Genomic DNA, 24,291 nt, shown 5'->3' with positions numbered 1-24,291 from the left:
TTCGACCGGGAGGCCCGACCCGCGTGATCGGGGGACGTCACGCCGTGCGCCGGCTCGCGTTCTCCGGCCATGGCTGGTGTTGGATGGACCGGTGACGTCACGCATGGACCGTGCCCGCGTCGAGGCCGCGGTGCGCGAACTCCTGCTCGGCATCGGCGAGGATCCCGACCGCCCCGAACTCGAACGCACACCCGCTCGGGTCGCCGACTCGTACGCCGAGTTCTTCGCCGGCATCGGCACGGACGCCGTGGCCATCGCCCGCGACGGCACCGTGCACGCCGAGGACGGCGAACGCGGCCGACTCGTCATCGTCCGCGACGTGAAGTTCCGGTCCGTCTGCGAGCACCACCTGCTGCCGTTCCTCGGGGTCGCGCACCTGGCCTACGCGCCGGGCGACCGGCTGATCGGGCTCGGCACCCTCTCGCGTGTGCTCGATGCCGTGGCCTCGCGTCCGCAGCTGCAGGAACGACTGGGCGAGCAGGTCGCCGCGACGATCGCCGAGGGGCTCGGCGCCGAGGGGGTCCTCGTGGTCCTCGACGCGCAGCACCAGTGCGTGACGACCCGTGGGGAGCGCCAGACCGGCTCGACGACCGTCACGGTCGCGGCGAACGGCTCGCTGGCCGACGCCGCGGGCCGGGCCGAGGCGATCGCGCTCATCGGTGCGGGGCGTGTGACGGACACCGAGGCGGACGCATGACGTCTGAGGGGGCCGCCACGGGCCTCCAGGCAGGATCGACCGCACCCGGCTGGGTGGTGCCCGACCTGCGCGACCCGGTCCGTACGATCGGACGCCGCACGTTCGACTTCGACCACCGCATCGCCGTGATGGCGATCGTGAACCGCACGCCTGACTCGTTCCACGACCGCGGTGCCACCTTCGAACTCGACCGCGCCGTCGCCGCCGCCGTCCGGGCTGCCGAACAGGGTGCCGACTGGGTCGACATCGGCGGCGTGAAGTTCGCTCCGGGGCCGGAGCTGCCCGCTGCGGACGAGGTCGACCGCGTCGTCCCCGTCGTCGAGCAGCTCGCCCAGGAGTCCGACGTCACCATCAGCGTCGACACGTTCCGCCCCGAGGTCGCCGCAGCGGCGATCGCAGCTGGCGCGAGCGTGGTCAACGACACCACCGGCCTGTCCGATCCCCGGATGGCGGCCGTCGTCGCGGACTCCGAGGCGACGATCGTCATCACGCACTCGCTCGCCGAACCCCGACGGCCCCTCGCAGCGCCGCCGCAGTACGACGACGTCACCGCGTCCGTCGTCGGGTTCCTGCGGGAGCGCGTCGACCGAGGCGCTCGCCGCGGGGATCCCGGAGTCGCGGATCGTCGTCGACCCGGGCCACGACCTCAACAAGAACACCGTGCACACGCTCGAGGTGACCCGGCGCCTGCCCGAGGTCGTGGCGCTCGGCTACCCGGTGCTCGCGGCGGTGTCCAACAAGGACTTCGTGGGGGAGTCGCTCGGACGCCCGCGCGGCGAACGCCTGGCGGGGTCGCTCGCCGTCGCGACCGTGAGCGCGATGCTCGGGGCGCGGATCGTCCGGATGCACGACGTCGCCGAGAGCGTCGACGCGATGCGCATGGTCGAGGCAACGCTCGGCTGGCGAGCCCCGGTGGAAGCACGGCACAACACGTGAACCTCCTGCCCCCGTCGATCGCTGAGCTGTCCGACGACGACCTCATCGACCTGTACAGCGCGGGTGCCTCGGCGCCGTGGCTGCGGGTGAACTTCGTGGCGACGCTCGACGGGTCCGCCTCGGCCGCCGGTGTCTCGGGGTCGCTCGGCGGCCCGGACGACCTGCGCGTGTTCGACCTGCTCCGCCGGGTGGCCGACGTCGTGCTCGTCGCCGCGGGCACCGTGCGGGACGAGGGCTACGGGCCGATGGTCCTGCACGACGCCGACGTGGCCTGGCGCCGGGCGCACGGCATGCCCGACCACCCGGTGTTCGCGATCGTGTCGCGGTCACTGTCGCTGGACGCCGGATCCCGGGTGTTCACCGAGGCCCCGGTCCGGGCGGTCGTCCTGACCTCCGCGGCTGCGGCGGCGTCGGACGCCGGGGTCGCGCTGTCGTCCGTCGCCGACGTCGTGCCCTGCAGTACCGACACCGACCCCGACTCAGTCGACGTGTCGCTCGTCCGCGACGCACTGGTGGCGCGGGGGCTCGGCACGATCCACTGCGAGGGCGGCCCGTCGTTCCTCGGGTCGCTGATCGCCGCGGACGCCGTCGACGAGCTGACCCTGACGATCGACCCGTCGCTCGAGGGCGGCACCGGGCCCCGGATCGCCCGCGGCGGTTCCCCGGAGCTGCGGCGGATGCGCCCCGCGCACGTGCTCCGCGGTGCGGGTGACGTGCTGCTGACCCGGTACGTCCGGGCGGAGCCGACCGCCCGCGTCTCGGTGCCGGTCGACCGCGTCTCGGTGCCGGTCGGCCGCGTCGGCTAGGGTCGGGCGCGTGATCGACATCGTGGCGTCCGGGGTCCTCTTCGACATGGACGGGACGCTCGTCGACTCGACCGCGGTGGTCGAGGCCACCTGGACCCGCTTCGGTCAGGACCGCGGCATCGAGCCCGCCGAGATCCTGGCCTTCTCGCACGGCCGTCAGGCGATCAGCACGATCGAGCACTTCCTGCCCGACCTCGACCGCGACGAGCAGCTCCGCATCGCCGCCGCACTGGTCGCCGAAGAGAGCGCGAGCAGCGAGGGCATCTTCGAGATCCCCGGCGCCGCGGCCTTCGTCGACCGGCTCCTCGGGGCGGGGGTGCCGGTGGCCCTCGTGACGAGTGCACCGCGCGACCTGGCCGCCGGCCGGATGGCGGCAGCGGGCCTGACCATGCCGACGGCGTTCGTGCCGTCCGAGGACGTCGAGCACGGCAAGCCGCACCCCGACGGGTACCTGCGCGGTGCTGCGCTGCTCGGTGTCGCGGCAACCGATTGCGTCGCGTTCGAGGACGCCCCCGCCGGTCTCGAGTCGGCCATCGCCTCGGGCGCGACCACGGTCGTCGTCGGCCCGCACGAGTCGGACGTCACGGCCGGGCTCTACCGGGTGTCGGGGTACGACGGCATCACCGTCGAGGCCGAAGGGTCCGCTTTCCGCATCCGCGGCTGAGGACCCGCTGCGTCCTGCGGGCACGCCCAGCGCCTCCCGACGACCCTCGGGGGTGCGGCCGGAACCACCGGGCCGCACGTGCGGCCGGAACCACCGTGCCGCGGAAGGAGCGACCATGGCAACCCTGGACGGCAAGAAGGTCCTCGTCATCGCGACGAACTACGGCGTGGAGCAGGACGAGATCGTCGTGCCCGTCGACCAGCTCCGCGAGCGCGGCGCGACGGTGACCGTGGCGGCGCAGGACTCCGGTTCGATCGCGACCCTCGTCGGCGACAAGGACCCCGGCAAGTCCCTCGACCCCGACACCACCATCGCCGGTGTCAACGTGACCGGGTACGACGCACTCGTGGTCCCCGGCGGCACCATCAACGCCGACACCCTGCGACAGGACAACTCGGCGGTCTCCCTGGTGACGGCCTTCGTCGAGGCGAACAAGCCCGTCGCGGCGATCTGCCACGGCCCGTGGGCCCTCATCGAGGCCGGTGTGCTGCGCGGACGGACGATCACCTCGTTCCCGTCGCTGCAGACCGACGTCCGGAACGCCGGCGCCGAGTGGGTCGACCAGGAGGTCCAGGTCGACGGCGGCATCATCACCTCGCGGAACCCCGACGACCTGCCGGCCTTCGTCGACGCGATCGAGAGCGCGTTGACCGCGTGAGCACGGCGCGCTGCCGCTGACGCCCCTGCCGCTGACGGCCCTGCCGCTGGCGGCGCTGCCGTCAGCCCAGCGCGACGGGGCGGGTCGTCCGGAGCACCGCGGGTCCGAGGGTGAGCACGCCGTCGGACTCGGGGTCGCACCGCACGCCGCCCCGTCCACGCATCGCCCGGAACGCCCCCGGCGCCACCTCGTGGTCCATCCAGGCGCACGGGTTCGCCGACCGGTACCCGCGGAACAGCACGGCATCGCTGCCGGGACTCTGCAGCAAGAACGGCTCGCCTCGGAGTGCCTCGACGTCGGCGCCCCGCAGGAACACGTTCCGCCGGGTCGCCACGGGGTCGACCGGCACGCCGAGCGATCGTTCGACCTCTTCGAGGCCCTCGAGTCCGATGACCGTCACCGAGGCGTGCACGTGCGCCCGTGCCGCGAAGTAGCGGTCGCCGACGATGCCGAGTCCCGCACGCAGTTCGATGCGGTCGCGCAGCTCGTCGGGGTCGTCCGGCCGGACCGGCAGGGCACCGTCGGCTGGCCTGCCCTCGTAGCGGTGGCGGCGCGACACGAGCAGCAGCGCGATCTCGACGTCGGTCCGGAACGGCAGGTCGGCGCAGTCGGCGAGGCCGGCGAGCTCGTCGGAGCCGACCCGGTGGTCAGACCCGGCCACGTCGTCTCCGGAGGTCACCCGCCCAACGCTAGCCGGGCCTCCCGGTCGATGCCGCGCCGTCGTCGGTGCCGCTGCGTCGAGGTTCCACAACACGCCGTCGGTGTGGCGCCGAGGTTCCACGGGCGAGCACATCGAGCGCCGACATGCCGAGATTTCGGAACCTCGGGGCCGCCCGACCGCCGCCCGACCGCCACCCGGGCCCCGCCGCGGCGTCCGATTTCCGCCAGTCGCGGTCGGTGGTGCGTGTCAGGCTGGGCCCGTGACCATCCCCGGAACCGACCAGCTGCACGCCGAGCGGTACCGCGTCGTCGCCTCGCGCGACGCACGCTTCGACGGCCAGTTCGTCACCGCCGTGCACTCCACCGGCATCTACTGCCGACCGAGCTGCCCGGCACGCACGCCCCGCGAGGCCGGCGTCACCTTCTACCGCACGAGCGCCGCAGCGCACCTGGCGGGCTTCCGCGCCTGCAAGCGCTGCCTGCCCGAAGCGACCCCCGGCAGCCCCGAGTGGGACCTGCGCGAGGACGTCGCCGGTCGCGCCATGCGCCTCGTCCTCGACGGTGTCGTCGAGCGCGACGGCGTCCCGGGGCTCGCCGCACGGGTCGGCTACTCCGAACGCCAGCTCAACCGCATCATGACGGCCGAGCTCGGTGCCGGCCCGAAGGCGCTCAGCCGCGCACACCGCGCCCAGACGGCACGCACGCTGCTGACGTCGTCGGACCTGCCCATCGCGGATGTCGCCTTCGCCGCCGGGTTCGCGAGCGTCCGCCAGTTCAACGAGACCGTCCGCGAGGTCTTCGCCGTCACCCCGTCCGAGCTGCGCGCCCGGCGGACGCTCCGGCCCGCGTCCGACGGCGCACTGCACGTGCACCTGCCCGCGCGGCCGCCGTTCGACGCGCAGGGGCTCCTCGACTGGCACGCACTGCACGCCCTGCCGGACCTGGAGCAGGTGGACACCGACGAATCCGGGCGGGTCACCTCGTACGGGCGGCTGCTCGACCTGCCGGGAGGCCCGGGCTGGTTCAGCGCATCGGCCGCGGTCGCGGGGACGGCCGGGTCCACTGCTGCCGGTCGCGGCACCGGGATCGACCTGCGGGTGCGCGTCACCGACCTGTCCGACCTGCCGACGCTCGTCGCCCGCGTCCGGTCGTACTTCGACCTCGATGCTGACCCGGTCGCCGTCGACGCGGTGCTCGGCTCCGTGCCCGAGCTGGCTGCGGCGGTGCAGCGGGTCCCCGGCCTGCGGCTGCCCGGTGCCGTCGACGCGCACGAGATCGTGTTCCGCACCCTCATCGGGCAGCAGGTCTCCGTCGCCGCGGCCCGGACGGCCCAGACGCGGCTCGTGGCGGCGCTCGGTGCTGCCGTGCCGTCGGCGATCCTGCCGGAGGGCCTGCTGTTCCCGTCCGCCGAGGTCATCGCCGCCCGCGGCCACGAGGTGCTGCGCGGTCCGGCCGCCCGCGTCGACACGATCCTGCGGGTCGCCGCGGCGCTCGCCGACGGGTCGCTCGTGGTCGACGGCGGACAGTCCCTCGACGAGCTGCGTGCCCGGTTGCTGGCGGTGAAGGGCATCGGGCCGTGGACCGCCGACTACGTGGCGCTCCGGGTCCGGCACCACCCCGACGTGTTCCTCCACAGCGACCTCGCGGTGCGCAACGGTGCACAGGAACTCGGACTGCCCGGTACGGCGCGCGAGCTCTCCCTATGGTCGGAGCAGGTGGCGCCCTGGCGGAGCTACCTGACGATGCACTGCTGGCGACCGATCATCGACCGCGCGATCGCGACGGCCGCCGGTGCGCGGGTGCACGGCACCGGCCGTGCGCGGCACGCAGACAACGACCCTCGGAAGGACGAACGATGACCGACGCAACCATCCAGACCCTGGACACCCCGGACGGGGCCTTCACCGTGCTCGAGGACGCCGAGGGCCGTGTCCTCGCCTCGGGCTGGACCGACTCCGTCGACCGGATCCTCGGGCGGCTCGCCGACCGGTACCGGCCCAGTCGCATCGTCGACGGCACGGTCGCCGCCGCTGATGCCGTGGACGCCTTCTACTCGGGCGAGGTCGAGCACGCCATGCAGGTGCCGGTGCGGCAGTTCGGCACCGACCTGTTCACCGAGGGGTGGCGGCAGCTCCGCCGCATCCCCGCCGGCGGGACCCTGACCTACACCGAGTTCGCGGGGGCGATGGGCCGTCCGGACGCCGTGCGGGCTGCCGCCAGTGTGTGCGCACGGAACGCTCCCGCCCTGTTCGTGCCGTGCCACCGGGTGCTGCGTTCCGACGGCACGCTCGGGGGCTTCGCGTGGGGGCTCGACGTCAAGCGATCATTGCTCGAACGGGAGTCGGTCGGCACCACGGCGCTCGTCTGAGTTGTACAAAACGCTCTAGAATGTACAGGTGAGCGAAGTGTCGATCTCCGAAGCACGTAGCCGCCTGGCGTCGATCATCGACGACGCCCGGCACGAACCCGTCTACCTGACCCGGCGCAACAAGCGCGTCGCGGCGGTGGTGGACGCGGATGTCCTGGACCGCCTGCTCGAGGCGGCCGAGGACCTCGACGACCTGGTCGCGTACGACGCTGCCATCGCGGAGAACAAGCGCATCGGCGGCGAGAACGTGCAGTGGGACGATCTCAAGCGCGAACTCGGACTCGGATGACCTGGTCGGTCGAGGTCATCCCGTCCGCGCAACGTGTCATCCGCAAGCTCCCGCCCGACGGTCGTCGGCGGATCGAGGGACTCCTCGCGATCCTCGCCGACCACCCGCGGCCCCCGGCAGCTCGGAAGCTCGTGAACCGACCCGGTTGGCGGGTGCGATCAGGTGACTACCGTCTGATCTACGAGATCGACGACGGCCGACTCATCGTGATCGTCGTCGATGCCGGCCACCGCCGAGCGATCTACCGCGACCGCTGAGCGGAGCCGGACCCGGACCCGGATCGGTCGTCTCCCCCTGGTTGCGGGTGTCGACGTGGGAGCGCTCCGATGCCATGCTTCGAGGACCGACCCGCCCGGTCCCTCCCGAGGACCCGACGCAGCGCCGTCGAACCACCCTCGGAAGGCCCCCAATGGACCAGCACGTCGACCGCACGGTCGTCTCCGCCGACGGCACGGTGATCGCCGTGTCCGACGCGGGGACCGGTCCGGCGCTCGTCGTGGTCGGTGGCGCCTTCGACCACCACGGCACCCCCACCGTCGAGCACCTGACCGAAGCGCTGCAGGACCGCTACCGGGTCATCACGTACGACCGGCGGGCCGCGGCGCGAGCGGCGACACCACCCCGTGGACGATCGAGCGCGAGGTCGAGGACCTCGCGGCCGTCGTCGCGAGTGTGGACGGACCCGTCGCCGCGCTCGGCCTCTGCGTCGGCGCGGGTGTGGTCCTCCGCGGCCTCGCCGCCGGTGTCCCGTTCGGGGCCGCCGTGCTGTGGGAGCCGCCGTACCGGGCGACGGTCGACCCGCACGCCGACGACGTCGTCTTCGCCGACCTGCTCGACGAGCACGTCGCCGCCGGCCGTCGTGCCCAGGCCGTCCGGGCGTTCCTCGCGCACGTCCTGGGGGTGCCGATGGGGCAGATCTCGGCGCTGCGGTTGCGGGGCGCGCTCTGGCGGTCCCTCGTCGTCGACGCCCACGTGCTCAGCCGCGACGTGCGGGTGCTCAACGGCCTGGCGATCCCGGAGCGGGTGGCAGCAGCGGTCGGTGTCCCGGTGCTCGTCGCCGCGGGCAGCGACGGCCACGAGTGGATGCGGCAGGCGGCCCGAGCAGTCGTCGAGGCCGTGCCGGGTTCGGACTACGTCGAGGTCCCCGGGCAGGGTCACGTCCCCGACCCGGCTGCGATCGGCGCCGTGCTCGACGGGTTCACCGCGAGGGCGGTCACGCTGGGCTGAGAGGATGGTCCCGTGAACCCAGCTCGTGCTGGGGAGTTCAGCTCTCCTGCGAAGATGGTGCCGTGAACCCAGCTCGTGCTGGGGAGTTCAGCTCTCCTGCGAAGATGGTGCCGTGAACCCAGCTCGTGCTGGGGAGTTCAGCTCTCCTGCGAAGATGGTGCCGTGAACCCAGCTCGTGCTGGGGAGTTCAGCTCTCCTGCGAGGATGGTGCCGTGAACCCAGCTCGTGCTGGGGAGTTCAGCTCTCCTGCGAAGATGGTGCCGTGAACGCACCTCGTCTCGGTCTCCTGCTCGACGTCGACGGGCCCATCGCCAGCCCGCTCTCCCGCACCATCGCGATCCCGAGCATCATCGAGGACCTGGTCGCCCTGGCCGCCGAGGGCATCCCCGTCGTCTTCAACACCGGCCGGAGCGACGCCTTCATCCGGAGCGAGGTGGTCGGTCCGCTGCTGGCGGGTGGTCTCGCCGAGGGCGGCCGCGTGCACGCCGTCTGCGAGAAGGGGGCCGTCTGGTGCTCGATCGGCCCGCAGTACGAGGGCGGCATGAGCGAGCTCACCGTCGCCGACGACCTGGCGCTCCCGCGCGACTACGCCGACGAGATGCGCGAGCTCGTCCGCACCGAGTACGCCGACCTGGTGTTCTTCGACGAGACGAAGCGCGCCATGGTGTCGATCGAGCAGCGGGTGGAGGTGCCGAACGCCACGTACCTGGCCCGGCAGCCAGAGTTCGACGCGAAGGCGATGGCGGCCCTCGAGCGTCGCGGCCTGGGCGTGCGCCGTCTCGACGACGTCCGACCCGACGCCGACGGCGCCGTGCAGTGGCGGATCGACCCGACGATCATCTCGACCGACGTCGAGTCCGACCGCAGCGGCAAGGACATGGGCGCCGAGCGGTCGCTCGAACTCCTGGCGCAGGACGGCGAGCTGCCGACGGCCTGGCGCACGATGGGCGACTCGCGCAGCGACTACGCGATGGCGGACTGGCTGCACGCGAACGGCCACGAGGTCGCGCACGTCGACGTCCGTCCCTCGGACGGCGTGCCGGCGACGCCGTACCCGGTGCTCACCGCACCCGACGGGGTGATCCACGACGAGGCCGGAGCGCGGTTCCTGGCGGACTGGCGCCGATCCGCCTGAGCCGAGCCGGGCCTCCCGGTCGACCCGCCCTGCCCACGGAACCCGGTTCCCGTGCGCCCAGCGGCTCCGCTGTTTGCGTGTCGGGGTGGTACACCAGTACTGTCACGGGGTCCGCCGCCCAGCCGATGACGGGATCCACCCCATGGCAACGAAGCTCCGCATCAAGTCGATCGAGGCCTCACTGGCCGACTCCGAGGAGCAGGGCCGGTCCCTGAAACGCTCCCTGAAGACGTTCGACATCGCCGCGATGGGCATCGCGGTCGCCGTCGGCGCCGGCATCTTCTCGGTCGGCGCGAACGCCGCCGCGAACTTCGCCGGGCCGGGCGTCATCATCTCGTTCCTGCTCGCCGCCGTCACGTGTGGCCTGGCGATCATGTGCTACGCCGAGTTCGCCTCGACGATCCCCGTCGCCGGTTCCGCGTACACGTTCACCTACGCCACGATGGGTGAGCTGCTCGCCTGGATCGTCGGCTGGGACCTCATCCTCGAGACCCTCACCGCCAGCGCCGTCATCGCGAAGTACTGGGGCATCTACCTCAGCACCGCGTTCGACGTCTTCGGCGTCACCCTGCCGAGCACGATCCAGCTCGGCCCGATCCCGTTCACCTGGGGTCCGGTCCTGATCGTCGGCATCTTCACGGTGCTGCTCGCCTTCGGCACCCGCCTGTCGTCGCGGGTCTCGGCGGTCATCACGATCATCAAGGTCGCCATCGTGGTGTTCGTCATCGTCGCCGGCGCGTTCTTCGTCAAGGCCGCGAACTTCACCCCGTTCATCCCGCCGTCGGAGCCCGCCAAGGGCGCCGAGGGCAGCGTCTGGACCCAGTCGCTCGTGTCCTGGTTCACCGGTTCCGAGCCCGCGCAGTACGGCGTCTTCGGGCTGCTCGCCGCGGCGTCACTCGTGTTCTTCGCGTTCATCGGCTTCGACGTCGTCGCGACCAGCGCGGAGGAGACCGAGAACCCGCAGAAGACGCTGCCCCGCGGCATCTTCATCGGCTTGGGCATCGTGACGCTGCTCTACGTCGGCGTCAGCATCGTCATCACCGGCATGGTCTCGTACCAGCGCCTGGCGCAGGAGGACGCACCGTCGCTGGCCTCGGCCTTCGACATCGTCGGGTTGCCGTGGGCGGCCGGCATCATCGCCATCGGCTCCCTGATCGGTCTGACGACCGTCGTCATGGTGCTGCTGCTCGGCCTGTCCCGCATCGTCTTCGCGATGAGCCGTGACGGTCTGCTGCCGCGCTGGTTCTCGAAGACGAACCCGAAGACGCAGACGCCGGTGCGCGTGCAGGTCGTCGCGGGCGTCGTCGTCGCGCTGCTCGCCGGCTTCACCGCGGTCGACAAGCTCGAGGGCATGATCAACATCGGCACGCTGTCGGCCTTCGTGCTGGTGTCGATCGGCATCATCGTGCTCCGCAAGTCGCGCCCGGACGCCCCGCGCTCGTTCCGGGTGCCGTGGTCGCCGGTGATCCCGATCCTGTCGGCCGTGCTGTGCTTCTGGCTGATGCTGAACCTCGAGGTCGAGACCTGGCTGCGGTTCGTCGTCTGGCTCGTCATCGGCTTCGCCATCTACTTCGGGTACAGCCGCCGCAACAGCCGGGTGGGCAAGGGGCAGCAGTAGCGGGCTCCGGCCTCCTACGCGCCGACGACCAGCAGGACGCCGAAACCCAGCATCACTACGGCGACCAGGCCGTCGAACACCCGCCACGTCAGCGGCTTCGCGAACAGCGGCCGGAGCAGTCGCCCGCCGAACCCGAGCGCGCCGAACCACAGGCAGCTCGCCGCGACGGCGCCGACGGTCCACAGCCAACGGTCGTCCGGGCCCTGCTGGTTCGCGACGGACCCGAGGAACACCAGCGTGTCCAGGTACACGTGCGGGTTCGCCCACGTGAAGACGAGCATGGTCGCTATTGCCGTGCGCATGGTCGCCGCCTGCCCGGGAGGCGCGGTGCGCGTCCGCCCCGTCACCACCGTCCCCGGGTGCTCGGGTCCACTGCCCGTGCCCGTGCCCGTGCCCGTGCCCGTGCCCGGCTCCGGCACGCCGTCGTCCGCCGCCTCGTCGGCCACGCGCATGGCGTCGCTCGACGGCCGCAGTGCCCGTCGCGCGGCGAGCACGCCGTAGGTCACGAGGAACGCGGCCCCGACGAACCGCACGACGACGAGCGCCACCGGGAACCGCTCGACCACGGCCCCGACGCCGAGCACCCCGGCGACGATGAGCACGGCGTCCGACACCGCGCACACGACGACCGCCGCCGTCACCACGCGCAGACCCGAGCTGACCGCCAGCCGGAGCAGGTAGGTGTTCTGCACACCGATCGCGACGATCAGGGCGAGTCCGGTGCCGAGGCCGGCGAGCAGGGGAGGAGTGCGGTCACGTCCACGACGCTAGGTGCACCCTCGTCTGTAGACCAGCTCACGTTCCTTCAGCACCGTAAGCTGCACTGCATGGTCCGGTTCCAGCGCGAGCACCTCGAGACCCTGCTGGCCGCCGTCGACCACGGCACCCTCGACGCGGCCGCCCGGGCCCTGGCGATCACCCCGTCGGCGGTCTCGCAGCGCATCAAGTCGATGGAGCAGCAGGTCGGCCGGGTCCTGCTGCAGCGGACGACCCCGGTCACCCCGACTGCCGACGGAGCGGTCGTGCTCCGGCACGCACGTCAGGTGCGGTTGCTCGACGACGAGACCGCTCGCGCACTCGGCGAGACCGACGCCGACGGTGCGGGGTCCGCGGTGCCGTCGATCCCGCTCGCCGTCAACGCCGACTCGCTCGGCACGTGGTTCCTCGATGCGCTCGCACTCGTCCGTGCCGACACCGAGGTGGTCTTCGACCTGCACCGCGAGGACCAGGACCGCACCGCCGAGCTGCTGCGCGCCGGCACGGTGATGGGTGCCGTGACGGCCGAGGCGGATCCCGTGCAGGGCTGCTCGTCGGTACCGCTCGGCATCGACCGGTACCGGGCGGTGGCGTCGCCGGCGTTCGTGGACCGCTACCTGTCCGACGCCGACACCGAGCGGCGGATGCTGAGCCGCCTCGACCGGGTGCCGCTCGTCGACTACGACCGCGACGACGACCTGCAGCAGGGCTACCTCCGCCGGGTGCTCGGCCACGCGCCCTCCGGTCCACGCCACTTCGTCCCGACCTCGGCCGACTTCGCACGGGCGGTCTCGCTCGGCTTCGGGTGGGGGATGCTGCCCGAGGCGCAGTGCCTCGATGCCCTGGCGCGAGGCGAGCCGCTCGAGCTCACCCCGACCCGCCGGGCGGACGTCGCCCTGTGGTGGCAACGGTGGAACCTGGCGTCGCCGCTGCTCGAGCGGGTCACGGACGCCGTGCGGACGACCGCCGCCGAGCGCCTGCACCCCGTCAGCCGGTGAGCAGGCACGTGCCGGGGCTCGTCGCTGCGTCCGCGGCTCAGGTCTGGCAGCGCGGGCACCAGTAGGTGTCCCGCAGGGTGAGCTCCGAGTCACCGAGGTCTCCTCGCCGGATCCGGGTGCCGCACCGCAGGCACGGCTTGCCCGCGCGTCCGTAGACCCAGAACCGACGCCCCGGGCGGTCGATCCCCGTCGTCACCCGGTGGCTGCGGTCGCGGTTCGCCAGGATGAGCCGGCTCGCCAGGGAGATCGTCCGGCCGGCGTCGTGCACCTCGGCCACCGGGCGGGTCGGCAGGACTCCGCGCAGGAAGCAGAGTTCGTTGCGGTAGACGTTGCCGAGCCCGGCGAGCACCCGCTGGTCGAGCAGCGCCAGTCCGACCGGACGTGCAGGATCCCGCGTCAGGTTCTCGAGTGCCAGGTCGGCGTCCCAGTCGGGCCCGAGCAGGTCCGGGCCGAGGTGCCCGACGACCTCGGACTCCTGGTCGCGCGGGACCACCTCGAGCACCCCGAGCGTGAACCCGACGGTCGAGACGTCCTCGGCATCGAGGATCGCGCGTGCCTGGTGCGCCGGACGCCGCCAGCGCTCACCGGGGGCGTAGACGTCCCACCGCCCTTCCATCTTCAGGTGCGAGTGCACGGTCAGGTCCCCGATCCGGTGCAGCAGGTGCTTGCCACGGGGCACGACCTCGTCCACGGTGCGGCCGACCAGGTCGACGGTCGCGAACGCGGGCACCCGGAAGTCGCTCCGGGTCAGGACCTTGCCCGCGAGCGCCGTGTGCAGCCGGTGCGCTGCCCGGTAGACGGTGTCGCCCTCAGGCACGGAGCCGGAGTCCCTGCGGGGTGGCGGTGAACCCGGCGTCGCCCAGCGCGGTGCCGAGCGGGGTACCGAGCACGAACTCGCCGTCGACGCGCTCGACCGCGAGCTTCCGCAGGCCGGTGCGCACGATGCCCGCGATGGACGCGGCTGCGACGGCCAGGTCGGCGGGATCATCGGTGAAGGTCAGCACCGACTTCCCGCCCCGCTCGACGTACACCGCGAGCCGGCCGTCGACGGTGGTGACGAGCGCTCCGGCCTTGCGCCCGGGCCGGCGGCCGCGCGCGCCGGTGGTGGTGGCCGGTTCCGGGGCCTTCTGCGCAGCCGCAGCGACCGCAGCGACGTCGGCGCTCGTGTCGCCCGCATCGGCCGCCGCGCGGTCGTCGGACGGCCAGGGCAGCGATGCACCGTACGGGTTCGCGGGGTCGGTCGCAGCCAGGGTCAGTGCCTCGCGCTTCCGGTCCGGGTCGACGCGTTCGTCGTCGTCGAGGTCACGGGCGTAGGTCCGCAGCCGGTCGATGGTCGGGCCCGTGGCGAACTGTGCGGCGCCGAGGCCCTCGATGAAGTAGCCGCGTCGCGCCCGCCCGGACTCCTCGAACCGCGAGAGCACCCGGTACACGCCCGCGAACCCACCCCGGACCCCCTCGACCTGGACGGCCCCGCGAGTGACGACCCCGTAGCGCTCGAGCAGCTGTTCGGCGGTCGCGGCGGCCCGCACGGTCGAGTCGGACTCGGCCAGGGGGAGCAGGGACCAGCGGCCACCGACGGACGGCGGGCCGGACTGCGTCGGCATCGTCGGTCGTCGCCGCCCGCGGTAGGCGCGGGCCCGCGGGGCGCTGCTGCTCTTCGCCTTGCCGCCGAGCATCGAGCGGAGCGGAGCGAACGTGTCGTTCGTGATCTGCCCGGCCCAGACGAGGTCCCACAGCGCCGTCGTCAGGGCCGGGTCGTCGGTGCTGCCGACGGCCTGCCCGAGCTGGCGGAAGAAGTACGCGCCGCCGCCGGCGAGGGCACCGAGCACGTCGCGCTGCAGCTCGGTGGTCTCGTCGCCGGAGGGCTCGGCGAGCGTCGTCGATGCCGTCTCGGCCAGGTGCAGGCGCACCCACCCGTCGTTGCCGGGCAGGGTCCCGCCGCCGGACCACAGGACCTCGCCCGTGGCGGTGAGCTCGTCGAGCATGTTCGTGGAGTAGTCGGTCACCCGCGCGGGCAGCACCAGGGTCTCCCAGGCGCTGGCGGGCAGGGCGACGCCGGCGAGCTGGTCGATCACCTGCAGGACTCCGTCGACCCCGCGCAGACCGCCGCGGGTGCCGGGGGTCTGCACGTGCTGCCAGGCGGGCAGGAAGCGCGCGAGTGTGTCCGGCGACACCGGCTCGACCTCGTGGCGGAGCGCGGCGAGGGACTTCGTGCGGATCCGGCGCAGGACCTCGGCGTCGCACCACTCGGCGCCCTGCCGATCCGGGCGGAACTCGCCCTCGACCACACGCCGGTCGGCGACCAGGCGGCGCAGGGTGTCCTGCACGACGGCGATCCCGAGGCCGAGGCGACCCGCGGCCTCCTGCGCCGAGAACGGCCCGTGCGACCGGGCGTAGCGGCCGATCAGGTCACCGAGCGGGTCGACGACGGGTTCGACGAACGCGGTCGGTACGCCGATCGGCAGCGGGACCCCGAGGGCGTCACGCAGGCGCGAGGCGTCCTCGATGACGGCCCAGCGGGTGGACCCGGCGTGCGAGAACGACAGGACGCGGCGGTCCCGTTCGAGCGCGGTGAGGATCGCCTGGACCTCGGCGTCGGCCGCCTCGCGGTCCGGGGCCCCTGCGAGCCAGCTCCGGTCGACGGCCTCGGACAGGTCGAGCGCCCCCACCAACCGCAGGACGTCGACGAGCCCCTCGGCGTCGCGGGCGCGGCGGTCCGGCGACAGTCGCTGCAGGTCCTGTTCGACCGAGGCGATGACCGCCGGGTCGAGCAGCTCCCGCAGTTCGGCACGACCGAGCAGCTCGCCCAGCAGCGTCGAGTCGAGCGACAGCGCCGCCGCCCGACGCTCGGCGAGCGGGGAGTCGCCCTCGTACATGAACGCGGCCACGTACCCGAACAGGATCGAGCGGGCAAAGGGGGACGGCGTCTCGGTCTCGGTCTCGACCAGGCGGATGCGGCGGCCGGCGATCTCGTCGGCGATGCCGAGCAGGGCGGGCACGTCGTAGACGTCCTGCAGCACTTCGCGCACGGTCTCGAGCACGATCGGGAACGACGGGTACTTCCGGGCCACCTCGAGCAGCTGCGAGGCGCGTTGCCGCTGCTGCCACAGGGGCGAACGCTGCCCGGGGTTCCGACGGGGCAGCAGCAGGGCGCGCGCCGCGCACTCGCGGAACCGCGCGGCGAACAGCGCCGAGCCACCGACCTCGTCCGTGACGAGTGCCTCGAGGTCGTCGCGCTCGAACACGAACAGGTCGGCGCCCGGCGGTTCGGCGTCGGTCTCGGGGATGCGCACCACGATGCCGTCGTCGGCGGCCATCGCGTCGCCGTCGATGCCGTGGCGTTCACGCAGCCGTGCCGCGACCGCCAGGGCCCACGGCGCGTGCACCTGCATGCCGTACGGCGAGTGCAGGATGAGCCGCCAGTCGCCGAGTTCGTCGCGGAAGCGCTCGACCACGAGCGTGGTGTCGTTGGGCACGTGCCCGGTGGCCGCGCGCTGGTCGCGCAGGAAGGTCAGCAGGTTCGTGACGGCACGCTCGTCGAGGCCGCCGGCGGCGACCCGAGCGCGGGCGTCGTCGTCCGAGGCGCCTTCGACCTCGCGCACGAACGCCCCCGTCGCGCGACCGAGTTCGGCGGGGCGGCCGATGCCGTCGCCCTTCCAGAACGGCACCCGACCGGGCTGTCCGAAGGCCGGGCTCACGATGACCCGGTCGTGGGTGATCTCCTCGATCCGCCAGCTCGTGGCTCCGAGGGCGAAGACGTCCCCGACGCGGGACTCGTAGACCATCTCCTCGTCGAGCTCACCGACGCGGGAGGCCTTCTCGCCGACCATGAACACGCCGAACATGCCGCGGTCCGGGATCGTGCCGCCGCTCGTCACCGCGAGCCGCTGGGCCCCGGGGCGTCCGGTCAGGGTGCCGTGCACGCGGTCCCACACCAGCCGCGGGCGGAGCTCGGCGAACTCGTCGCTCGGGTACCGCCCGGTCACCAGGTCGAGCGTGGCGTCGAACGCCGACCGGGGCAGCCCGCTGAACGGGGCGCTGCGTCGAACGAGGTCGAACCAGTGCTCGACGTCGACGGTGTCGATCGCCCCGGCAGCGACGGTGTGCTGCGCCAGGACGTCGAGGGGTTCGCCGGCACCGAGATCGACTCGATCTGCCCCGAGACCATCCGTTCGACCGTGACCGCACTGTTGACGAGGTCGGCGCGGTGCTTCGGGAACAGCACCCCGCGGGAGATCTCGCCCACCTGGTGCCCGGCACGCCCGACGCGCTGCAGGCCGCTCGCGACCGAGGGCGGCGCCTCGACCTGGACGACGAGGTCGACCTCGCCCATGTCGATCCCGAGCTCGAGCGAACTCGTCGCGACCACGCACCGCAGTCGACCGGACTTCAGGTCGTCCTCGATGATCGCGCGCTGGTCCTTCGACACCGAGCCGTGGTGGGCGCGGGCGAGCACGGGCACTGCGGTGTCGGAGCCACCGCCACCGGTCTGCCCGGACGCGCCGATCATCTGCGCCGGCGGCCGCTTCGTGCCCTGGGGTGCGACCGCGTGCGCCGAGGTCCGCGCGGGTGACTGCGGGCGACCCCGCGCCACCGGCAGGCCGTCGTCGGCCGGCGAGACACCTGCCGGGACCAGCGCGTCGGCCACCTCGGCGGGCGCTGCCGCAGCGAGGACGCGCTCTTCGTGGATCTCGTTCAGCCGCGCGGTGAGTCGCTCGGCCAGTCGCCGCGAGTTCGCGAACACGATCGTCGACCGGTGCTCCTCGATGAGGTCGACCACACGCTCTTCGACGTGCGGCCAGATCGAGCCGTTCGCGGGCGCGTCGGACGCGTCCGCACCGACCGGCGGAGCACCGAGCTCGGCCATGTCGTCGACCGGCACGACGACGCGCAGGTCGAAGGTCTTCTGCGCCGGCGGCGCGATGATCGTCACCGGCGCCCGACCCCCGAGGAACCGGGCGACCTCTTCCGGCGGCCGGACCGTGGCGGACAGCCCGATGCGCTGCACCGGCTTGTCGAGCAGGTCGTCGAGTCGTTCGAGCGAGACGGCCAGGTGCGCTCCGCGCTTGGTCGACGCGACGGCATGGACCTCGTCGACGATGACGGTGTCGACGTTCACCAGGGTCTCGCGCGCCTGCGAGGTGAGCATGAGGTACAGGGACTCGGGCGTGGTGATGAGGATGTCCGGCGGCTGGCGGAGCAGCTTCTGCCGGTCCGACGACGGGGTGTCGCCACTGCGCACCCCGACGGTGACCTCGGGTGGTTCGGTGCCGAGCCGCCGGGCCGTCTGCGTGATGCCGACGAGCGGGCTGCGCAGGTTCCGCTCGACGTCGACGCCGAGGGCCTTGAGCGGCGAGACGTACAGGACCCGCGTGCGCTGCTTGGCCGGGGGCCGGTCGGTCGCGCTGATGAGCCGGTCGATCGACCACAGGAACGAGGCCAGGGTCTTGCCGGAACCGGTCGGCGCGATGACGAGTGCGTGCTGCCCCGTCGAGATGGCGTCCCACGCGCCCGCCTGTGCGGGGTGGGGGCGTCGAACGCACCACGGAACCACTCCGCGGTCGCGGGGAGAAGCGCTCGAAGACGTCCGTCATGGTCCGTCCCATCCTGCCCGTCACCACCGACAGCAGCCCGAGCGGGGAGTACCCCTTGACAAGACGATAGTTAGCGATCTATCGTAAACACATCGCGATACGACGAAGACGAAACCAGTCAGACCGATCGCGAGCCGACTCAGCAACAAGGAAGGACGCATCATGCGCCCCATGCACAACGACAACGACAGCAACCACCACCCGCGCGGCCCCCGTTTCGGCGGCGCGCGGCAGCTCCACGGCGCCGGCTTCCCCGGCCGCGACCGCGGTGACCACGAGCACGGCGGCCGAGGTGGCCGCGGCTTCGGCCCGGGCTTCGGGCCGGGCATGGGCTTCGGCCCCGGCTTCGGTGGCTTCGGCGGACCCGGCTTCGGTCGCGAACGCCGCCGCCGCGGTGACGTCCGCCTCGCGATCCTCGGCCTGCTGGCCGAGGGGCCGCAGAACGGCTACGCCGTGATCAAGACCATCGCCGAGCGCACCGGCGGTGCCTGGAAGCCGAGCCCCGGCTCGGTCTACCCGACGCTCCAGCAGCTCGTCGACGAAGACCTCGTGGTCTCGTCGGGTGACGGCCGCAAGACGCTCTTCGAGCTCACCGACGCCGGCAAGGCCGAGGCCGAGGCGAAGGCCGACGAGATCGCAGCGGCACTCGACGCAGCTCCAGGGATCCCGGACGCGCAGCGCGAGTTCTTCGAGGCGCTCCGGAAGACCATGGGCGTCCTGCAGATGTACCGGACGACCGCGACGGAGGACCAGGCGAAGGCCGCCACCGCCAAGGTCGACCAGCTCCGCAAGGACCTCCTGCAGATCCTCGCCGACTGACGGACAGGAGGCACGGTGCCAGCCCGCACCGTGCCTCCCGTCCGTCGTCGCCGGGGCTGACCCCGCGCATCGTGAGCAGAAATGGTCGAGTCCGCACGTCGGACCCGACCATTTCTGCTCACCAAGCGCGTCCCGCGCCGCTCACCGAGCGCGCTGCACGCCCGCGCCTACGCCCCGATGAACGCCGCGACGTCCGACAGCTCCGCTGCCGACACCGCGTGCGGCAGACCCTCGTACGTCCGGTCCGTCACGGTGGTGTTCGCCGCCGCCCACGCCTGCGTCCGCGCGGTGGCCTCCGCCGGGATCACCGGGTCGAGGTCGCCGTGCCCGAGGAACACCCGCGGCCGGGCGGCGGCGACGGCCTCGTCACGCGAGTCCGTCGCCCCCGGTACGACGAACCCGGACAGCGACACCGCGAAGGCGAACGCAGCCGGTCGGGCCCGCAGCAGCTGCAGCGCCATCGATCCGCCCTGCGAGAACCCGAGGAGTCCGATCCGCGGGTGGTCGGCGGCGACGGAGTCGACCCACGCGAGCACCTCGGCGACCGCGGCGTCGACGGGCTCGAGCGCGGGGAGCCCGGCGTCCCGAGCGGGTACCAGCTGAACCCCTGGCCCCACGGCATCGGCGCCCGCAGTGACGCCATCGTCCAGGCCGCCGGCAGCGCGGGGGCGAGTCCGAGCAGGTCGCGTTCGTTCGACCCCACCCCGTGCATGGTCACGAGCAGCGGTGTCCCTGCGCGTTCTTCCGCGGGACGGGTCCACTGCACCAGGTCTGCATCGATCATGTGGACAACGCTAACCATCCCCAAGTCCCGCGCCTTCCGCCGAACTCGACGCCGTCCCTGGTAGACACGGTGCATGGCCTCGTTGCAAACCCCCGACCCCGACTCCGGCTGGCTGTCCGACGAGGAACTCGCCAACGCGCGTCGTCGACTCCCCATCTGCTACGTCGAGGCGATCCCCGTCCGCACCGACGGGCTCGGCGTCGTGACCGAGGTCGGGGTGCTCCTGCGTGTGGCCCCGAGCGGCTCGATCGTCCGCACCCTGGTGTCCGGTCGCGTGATGTTCGGCGAGTCCATCCGCACGGCGCTCTTCCGTCACCTCGAGAAGGACCTCGGCCCGATGGCGTTCCCGCAGCTGCCGTCGAGCCCGACGCCCTTCACGGTGGCCGAGTACTTCCCGCTGCCCGGCGCCTCGGTGTACACCGACGAGCGGCAGCACGCGATCTCGCTGGCCTACGTCGTCCCGGTCACCGGCACGTGCGAGCCCCGGCAGGACGCCCTCGAGCTCACCTGGATGACCCCGATGGAAGCCGCGTCCGACGGCGTCGCCGACGACATGGAGGGTGGCCGCGGTGCCCTGCTGCGCGCGGGCCTCGCGTCGGTCGGCGCGCTCATGTAGCGCCCGGCACGGTCCCCGAGCACAACGGATCACCCGATCACGACGAAGCCCCCGGATCCGATCGGATCCGGGGGCTTCGCAGCGCGGTACTGGACCGGCTTGTTACTTCGTGTCGCGGTCGCTCTTGAGGCTGTCGGCGACGCCGGAAGCGGCGTCCTTGACGTTCGTACCCGCCTGCTTGGTGTCGGCCTTGACCTGATCGGTCTTGCCCTCAGCCTTGAGGTGGTCGTTGTCCGTCGCGTTCCCGACGGCCTCCTTGACCTTGCCTGCCGCCTTCTCAGCGGCGTTCTTGATGTCTTCGATCCCAGCCATAGGCACTCCTTCCAACAGCGGACGTTTCCCCGTCAGCCGCTTGCGCGGCATCCGGTGAAGGAGAACCTACGCCTCGGAGGCGTGCGTTTCGCAGGCGCCCCCAAGGTTGTCCCCCGCTGGTCAGCGCGGGCCGGGTCGACAGATCAGTGGCGGTCGGCAGCGCCGGCCGGACGGGAGGCGCGGCGCGACGAGCCACGACGGCCCCCGCCCGACTCCTGGCCGGCTCCACGGCCCGCTGCGTAGCCACCGTCCGAGGACCAGACCGCAGAGGACCCACCGCGCACCGTGTCGCTGCCGGCACGACGGCTGCCGCCGGTACGGCGACCACCCGTCGAGCCCGCGCCCGCGGCGGCGGAGCGCCCGGTGCCCTCGGAACGTGCGCCGCGAGCCGGACGGCCCTGACGGCCCCGGCCGAACCGGCGGACTCGGAAGCCGAGCCGGAGCGCGCGGGCTGACCCGAGCCTCCCGGACGGCCACCGCGACCACGGCGACCACGGTCACCGGCGGAATCGGCGGAACGCTGCTTCGGCTGACGCTGCTGCTGTGCGGGCTGGTCCTCGGCGACGTGGCGGATCGGGGCGATCTCGCCGACGAGCGTGGTGACCGCCGGGGAGGTCGCGGTGACCTGCTGCGGGGTGACCTTGATGGCTGCGGCGCGCATCATCTGCGCGACGTCGCGACGCTCGGCGGGCATCGTCACCGTGACGACGTCACCGGACGAACCGGCACGGGCGGTACGGCCCGAGCGGTGCAGGTACGCCTTGTGCTCGGTGGGCGGGTCGACGTGCACGACGAGCTCGACGTTGTCGACGTGCACACCACGGGCGGCGACGTCGGTGGCGACGAGGACGAGGGCCTCGCCGGACGAGAACTTCGCCAGGTTCCGCTCACGGGCGCCCTGCGACAGGTTGCCCTGCAGGTCGACGGCCGGGATCCCCTGGCTGCTGAGCTGCTTGGCGAGGCGCTTGGCGTGGTGCTTGGTGCGCATGAAGAGGATGCGGCGACCGTTGCCCGAGGCGAGGGTGCTCACGAGGTGCTTCTTCGCGTCGGCGTCGGCGACCTCGAACAGGTGGTGGGTCATCGCCTCGACGGGGCTGTTCGCCTCGTCGACGGAGTGCATCACCGGGTTGTGCAGGAACTTCTTGACGAGCTTGTCCACGCCGTTGTCGAGCGTGGCGGAGAACAGCAGACGCTGCCCCTGCTCGGGCGTCGCCTGCATGATCTTGGTCACGCCGGGCAGGAAGCCCATGTCGGCCATGTGGTCGGCCTCGTCGAGGACGGTCACCTCGATGTCACCGAGGTTGACGTGGCCCTGCTGCATGAGGTCGGCGAGGCGACCCGGGCAGGCCACGACGACGTCCACGCCGCCGCGCAGGGCGTCGACCTGACGGCCCTGTCCGACGCCACCGAAGATGGTCGTGGTGTTCAGGCCCATGGCCTTGGCGAGCGGGGCGAGGGCGACGTCGATCTGGGTCGCGAGCTCACGGGTGGGGGCGAGCACCAGGGCACGGGGGCGGCCGGCACGGCGCTTGCGGCCACTGGCGGCGAGGCGGGCGACGAGCGGGATCGCGAACGCGATCGTCTTGCCGGAGCCGGTGCGGCCACGGCCGAGGACGTCCTTGCCCTGCAGGGAGTCGGGGAGCGTGTCCTCCTGGATCGGGAACGCGGTCTCCTTGCCCTGGTCGGCGAGGACGGCGACCATCGGCGCGGGGACGCCCAGGTCGGAGAAACGGAGGTCATTGGTGGTCATGGTGACCTTTCGAGCCGGATGAGACCGGCTGTGGGCGCGCTCTGAGGCAGCGCGCGGGCGGGATGCGCGCCAACAGAGGTGGCTGGCGCAGTCGCCGCAGCAGAGAAGCCTGGGCACCTTCGGGAGGTGCTCGATCATCGACCAGAGGATCAGTGGAACGTGGTCGGGAGTTCGGGGCGTCCGTACGACGCACGAGACGATCGGCGTCTCGAGTACCACCAGCATAGCGTGTGCACCCCGCAGAACCCAGGACCGGTCCGTTCGCCGTGCGCGTGCGAGGATTCCCGGGTGCGTACGCAAACCGTCCTGATCACCACCGCGATGGCCCTGGTGGCCGTCCTCGGCACGGCCGGTTGCGCCGAGGCTGCTCCGACCAGCGCTGCGGCGAGCTACCGCAACCTGCCGACCTCGGGGCGCCCGGACTACCAGCTCGGCGGCTCCTACACGCCGCCGTCCGGCGTGACGATCGTCGAGCGGGACAGCACCGCGAAGCCCGCGAAGGGCAAGTACGACATCTGCTACGTCAACGGGTTCCAGACCCAGCCCGAGTCCGCCGGCACGTGGACGAAGTCCTACCCGTCGGCGATCCTGCGCGACCGGGCCGGCAAGCCGGTGTCCGACCCGGGCTGGCCGGACGAGATGCTCCTCGACACCCGGACGGCGGCGAAGCGCGCGCTCATCACGAAGGTGCTCACGAAGTCCATCGCCCGCTGCGGCGATCGCGGGTTCGACGCGGTCGAGTTCGACAACCTCGACTCGTGGACCCGGAGCGGGAAGCGGCTGACGCGCGCCGGCAACCTGGCGCTCGCGAAGTCGCTCGTCGACACCGGGCACCGCCACGGCCTGGCCGTCGGGCAGAAGAACACGCCACAGCTCGGGGCCTCCGGCCGGAAGCAGACCGGGTTCGACTTCGTCGTCGCCGAGGAGTGCGTGCAGTACCAGGAGTGCTCGGCGTACACGAAGGCCTACGGCAAGCGGGTCATCGACATCGAGTACGCGGACACCCTCGAGCGCTCGTGGGCATCGGTGTGCGGGCTGGAGGACCGGCCCGCGATGACGATCCTGCGCGACCGCGACCTGGTGACACCGACGGACGACGCCTACGTCTTCGAGCACTGCTGAGCGCGCGGGTTCCTTCCCAGAACGGCCGCGATGGAAAGTCGGATCGGGCGTACCGGGCCGGAACTTCCGACCAGGTACGCCCGGAAGCACCAGGTACGCCCCGAAGCCCCGCGCTACGCGGGCCAGGCGTCCTTGAGCGCGGTGGCCGCCTGGTCCGCCGACAGTCCCGCGGCGCGGGCAGCGGCTGCCAGCGCGCGGGCCGCATCAGCCACGGCGTCCGGCACCTCGGCCGGCCGCACCACCCGGGTGCCGGCACCACGCGCGGTGTGCACGAGCCCGGCCTCCTCGAGCAGCTGGTAGGCCTTCGCGACCGTGCCGGCCGCCAGCCCGAGCTCGTCGGCCAACCCCCGCACGCTCGGCAGCCGTTCGCCGTCGACGAGGTACCCCGCGCCGATCTGCGCCGCGATCTGCGAGCGGACCTGCTCGAAGGGCGGTACGCGTCCGCCGGCGTCGAGTGCGACCAGTCCTGCCATGCGTTCCAC

21 protein-coding genes and 3 pseudogenes are annotated in these 24,291 nt (G+C 72.5%); 16 read left to right on the top strand and 8 right to left on the bottom strand.

All coding sequences use genetic code 11. From position 1 onward, the window contains the following. Window positions 1-103: 103 nt before the first annotated feature. The 5 genes and pseudogenes from folE to ACZZ0J_RS11700 all read left to right on the top strand — a co-directional run bounded on the left by folE (window position 104) and on the right by ACZZ0J_RS11700 (window position 3,761). Window positions 104-697 carry a GTP cyclohydrolase I gene (gene folE / locus ACZZ0J_RS11720; RefSeq protein ID WP_194647608.1) on the top strand — a complete coding sequence of 198 codons (594 nt, stop codon included), beginning with the start codon at window positions 104-106 and terminating at the stop codon, window positions 695-697. Next, window positions 694-1,633 (top strand): annotated as a pseudogene (folP, locus tag ACZZ0J_RS11715) (dihydropteroate synthase). The gene folE and the pseudogene folP overlap by 4 nt, the downstream one beginning before the upstream one ends. Beyond that, the gene (locus tag ACZZ0J_RS11710) at window positions 1,630-2,439 is read left to right on the top strand and encodes a pyrimidine reductase family protein (protein WP_463437044.1); all 810 of its coding nucleotides are present in this window, start codon (window positions 1,630-1,632) and stop codon (window positions 2,437-2,439) included. The pseudogene folP and the gene ACZZ0J_RS11710 overlap by 4 nt, the downstream one beginning before the upstream one ends. Window positions 2,440-2,449: 10 nt before the next feature. Beyond that, complete coding sequence (locus ACZZ0J_RS11705; protein WP_194647337.1) at window positions 2,450-3,103, top strand: HAD-IA family hydrolase; 654 nt, start codon at window positions 2,450-2,452, stop codon at window positions 3,101-3,103. 115 nt (window positions 3,104-3,218) lie between these two features. After that, a complete protein-coding gene (locus ACZZ0J_RS11700; RefSeq protein WP_463437041.1) occupies window positions 3,219-3,761 on the top strand; it encodes a type 1 glutamine amidotransferase domain-containing protein in 543 nt (180 codons plus the stop codon). Between the two features lie 61 nt (window positions 3,762-3,822). Here ACZZ0J_RS11700 and ACZZ0J_RS11695 read toward each other — a convergent pair whose 3' ends face one another. Next, window positions 3,823-4,359, bottom strand: a complete 537-nt coding sequence (locus ACZZ0J_RS11695; RefSeq protein WP_463438179.1) for a molybdenum cofactor biosysynthesis protein — start codon at window positions 4,357-4,359, stop codon at window positions 3,823-3,825. Window positions 4,360-4,687: 328 nt separating this feature from the next. Between ACZZ0J_RS11695 and ACZZ0J_RS11690 the strand changes: the two genes are divergently transcribed. The 7 genes from ACZZ0J_RS11690 (at window position 4,688) to ACZZ0J_RS11660 (ending at window position 11,058) form a co-directional block, all read left to right on the top strand. Beyond that, window positions 4,688-6,280, top strand: coding sequence for an AlkA N-terminal domain-containing protein (locus tag ACZZ0J_RS11690; protein WP_463438178.1), 1,593 nt, complete (start codon window positions 4,688-4,690; stop codon window positions 6,278-6,280). Further along, entirely contained in the window at window positions 6,277-6,789 is a 513-nt protein-coding gene (locus ACZZ0J_RS11685; RefSeq protein WP_111083519.1) for a methylated-DNA--[protein]-cysteine S-methyltransferase, read from the top strand. Before ACZZ0J_RS11690 ends, ACZZ0J_RS11685 begins: the two co-directional genes overlap by 4 nt. Before the next feature lie 28 nt (window positions 6,790-6,817). Continuing rightward, window positions 6,818-7,078, top strand: coding sequence for a type II toxin-antitoxin system Phd/YefM family antitoxin (locus ACZZ0J_RS11680; RefSeq protein ID WP_463437038.1), 261 nt, complete (start codon window positions 6,818-6,820; stop codon window positions 7,076-7,078). Next, on the top strand, window positions 7,075-7,335 hold the full coding sequence (locus ACZZ0J_RS11675; protein WP_123293075.1) for a type II toxin-antitoxin system RelE family toxin: 261 nt from the start codon (window positions 7,075-7,077) through the stop codon (window positions 7,333-7,335). The genes ACZZ0J_RS11680 and ACZZ0J_RS11675 overlap by 4 nt, the downstream gene beginning before the upstream one ends. Before the next feature lie 415 nt (window positions 7,336-7,750). After that, the gene (locus ACZZ0J_RS11670) at window positions 7,751-8,305 is read left to right on the top strand and encodes an alpha/beta fold hydrolase (protein WP_463437035.1); all 555 of its coding nucleotides are present in this window, start codon (window positions 7,751-7,753) and stop codon (window positions 8,303-8,305) included. 262 nt (window positions 8,306-8,567) lie between these two features. Then, the gene (locus ACZZ0J_RS11665; RefSeq protein WP_463437033.1) at window positions 8,568-9,440 is read left to right on the top strand and encodes an HAD family hydrolase; all 873 of its coding nucleotides are present in this window, start codon (window positions 8,568-8,570) and stop codon (window positions 9,438-9,440) included. A gap of 142 nt (window positions 9,441-9,582) precedes the next feature. After that, on the top strand, window positions 9,583-11,058 hold the full coding sequence (locus ACZZ0J_RS11660) for an amino acid permease (RefSeq protein WP_123293079.1): 1,476 nt from the start codon (window positions 9,583-9,585) through the stop codon (window positions 11,056-11,058). Between the two features lie 14 nt (window positions 11,059-11,072). Here ACZZ0J_RS11660 and ACZZ0J_RS11655 read toward each other — a convergent pair whose 3' ends face one another. Beyond that, on the bottom strand, window positions 11,073-11,750 hold the full coding sequence (locus ACZZ0J_RS11655) for a LysE/ArgO family amino acid transporter (RefSeq protein WP_463437031.1): 678 nt from the start codon (window positions 11,748-11,750) through the stop codon (window positions 11,073-11,075). A 135-nt stretch (window positions 11,751-11,885) separates the two neighbouring features. Here ACZZ0J_RS11655 and ACZZ0J_RS11650 point away from each other — a divergent pair, with 135 nt between their 5' ends. Next, complete coding sequence (locus ACZZ0J_RS11650) at window positions 11,886-12,812, top strand: LysR family transcriptional regulator ArgP (protein WP_463437029.1); 927 nt, start codon at window positions 11,886-11,888, stop codon at window positions 12,810-12,812. A gap of 37 nt (window positions 12,813-12,849) precedes the next feature. On the opposite strand, the gene ACZZ0J_RS11645 is transcribed toward ACZZ0J_RS11650, so the two are convergent. Next, complete coding sequence (locus ACZZ0J_RS11645; protein ID WP_132099149.1) at window positions 12,850-13,629, bottom strand: Fpg/Nei family DNA glycosylase; 780 nt, start codon at window positions 13,627-13,629, stop codon at window positions 12,850-12,852. Next, window positions 13,622-18,406: pseudogene (locus tag ACZZ0J_RS11640) on the bottom strand (Lhr family ATP-dependent helicase). Before ACZZ0J_RS11640 ends, ACZZ0J_RS11645 begins: the two are co-directional and overlap by 8 nt. A gap of 171 nt (window positions 18,407-18,577) precedes the next feature. Here ACZZ0J_RS11640 and ACZZ0J_RS11635 point away from each other — a divergent pair. Further along, window positions 18,578-19,225 carry a PadR family transcriptional regulator gene (locus ACZZ0J_RS11635; protein WP_463437026.1) on the top strand — a complete coding sequence of 216 codons (648 nt, stop codon included), beginning with the start codon at window positions 18,578-18,580 and terminating at the stop codon, window positions 19,223-19,225. 167 nt (window positions 19,226-19,392) lie between these two features. On the opposite strand, the gene ACZZ0J_RS11630 is transcribed toward ACZZ0J_RS11635, so the two are convergent. Further along, complete coding sequence (locus tag ACZZ0J_RS11630; protein WP_463437024.1) at window positions 19,393-19,842, bottom strand: alpha/beta hydrolase; 450 nt, start codon at window positions 19,840-19,842, stop codon at window positions 19,393-19,395. Between the two features lie 240 nt (window positions 19,843-20,082). Between ACZZ0J_RS11630 and ACZZ0J_RS11625 the strand changes: the two genes are divergently transcribed. Then, window positions 20,083-20,625 (top strand): NUDIX hydrolase family protein, encoded by a 543-nt coding sequence (locus tag ACZZ0J_RS11625; RefSeq protein ID WP_111083509.1) that lies wholly within the window; start codon window positions 20,083-20,085, stop codon window positions 20,623-20,625. 102 nt (window positions 20,626-20,727) lie between these two features. Here the strand turns inward: ACZZ0J_RS11625 and ACZZ0J_RS11620 are convergent, their stop codons facing one another. After that, window positions 20,728-20,937, bottom strand: a complete 210-nt coding sequence (locus ACZZ0J_RS11620; RefSeq protein ID WP_111083508.1) for a CsbD family protein — start codon at window positions 20,935-20,937, stop codon at window positions 20,728-20,730. Window positions 20,938-21,080: 143 nt separating this feature from the next. Further along, a pseudogene (locus ACZZ0J_RS11615) lies at window positions 21,081-22,687 on the bottom strand (DEAD/DEAH box helicase). A 288-nt stretch (window positions 22,688-22,975) separates the two neighbouring features. Here ACZZ0J_RS11615 and ACZZ0J_RS11610 point away from each other — a divergent pair. Then, on the top strand, window positions 22,976-23,809 hold the full coding sequence (locus ACZZ0J_RS11610; RefSeq protein WP_463437021.1) for an endo alpha-1,4 polygalactosaminidase: 834 nt from the start codon (window positions 22,976-22,978) through the stop codon (window positions 23,807-23,809). 113 nt (window positions 23,810-23,922) lie between these two features. Here the strand turns inward: ACZZ0J_RS11610 and ACZZ0J_RS11605 are convergent, their stop codons facing one another. Further along, on the bottom strand, window positions 23,923-24,282 hold the full coding sequence (locus tag ACZZ0J_RS11605) for a GntR family transcriptional regulator (RefSeq protein WP_165901018.1): 360 nt from the start codon (window positions 24,280-24,282) through the stop codon (window positions 23,923-23,925). Window positions 24,283-24,291: the final 9 nt, after the last annotated feature.

The organism is Curtobacterium sp. AC272 (genome assembly GCF_979258155.1).
The sequence above is the reverse complement of the archived record's forward strand: the minus strand, read 5'-3'. Positions and strand labels throughout refer to the sequence as shown.

Coding starts and splice junctions, on each gene's coding strand:
- ACZZ0J_RS11700 (WP_463437041.1), top strand. CDS start 3,219: ATGGCAACCCTGGACGGCAAGAAGGTCCTCGTCATCGCGACGAACTAC.
- ACZZ0J_RS11675 (WP_123293075.1), top strand. CDS start 7,075: ATGACCTGGTCGGTCGAGGTCATCCCGTCCGCGCAACGTGTCATCCGC.
- ACZZ0J_RS11660 (WP_123293079.1), top strand. CDS start 9,583: ATGGCAACGAAGCTCCGCATCAAGTCGATCGAGGCCTCACTGGCCGAC.
- folE (WP_194647608.1), top strand. CDS start 104: ATGGACCGTGCCCGCGTCGAGGCCGCGGTGCGCGAACTCCTGCTCGGC.
- ACZZ0J_RS11635 (WP_463437026.1), top strand. CDS start 18,578: ATGCACAACGACAACGACAGCAACCACCACCCGCGCGGCCCCCGTTTC.
- ACZZ0J_RS11605 (WP_165901018.1), bottom strand. CDS start 24,282: ATGGCAGGACTGGTCGCACTCGACGCCGGCGGACGCGTACCGCCCTTC.
- ACZZ0J_RS11685 (WP_111083519.1), top strand. CDS start 6,277: ATGACCGACGCAACCATCCAGACCCTGGACACCCCGGACGGGGCCTTC.
- ACZZ0J_RS11650 (WP_463437029.1), top strand. CDS start 11,886: ATGGTCCGGTTCCAGCGCGAGCACCTCGAGACCCTGCTGGCCGCCGTC.
- ACZZ0J_RS11620 (WP_111083508.1), bottom strand. CDS start 20,937: ATGGCTGGGATCGAAGACATCAAGAACGCCGCTGAGAAGGCGGCAGGC.
- ACZZ0J_RS11625 (WP_111083509.1), top strand. CDS start 20,083: ATGGCCTCGTTGCAAACCCCCGACCCCGACTCCGGCTGGCTGTCCGAC.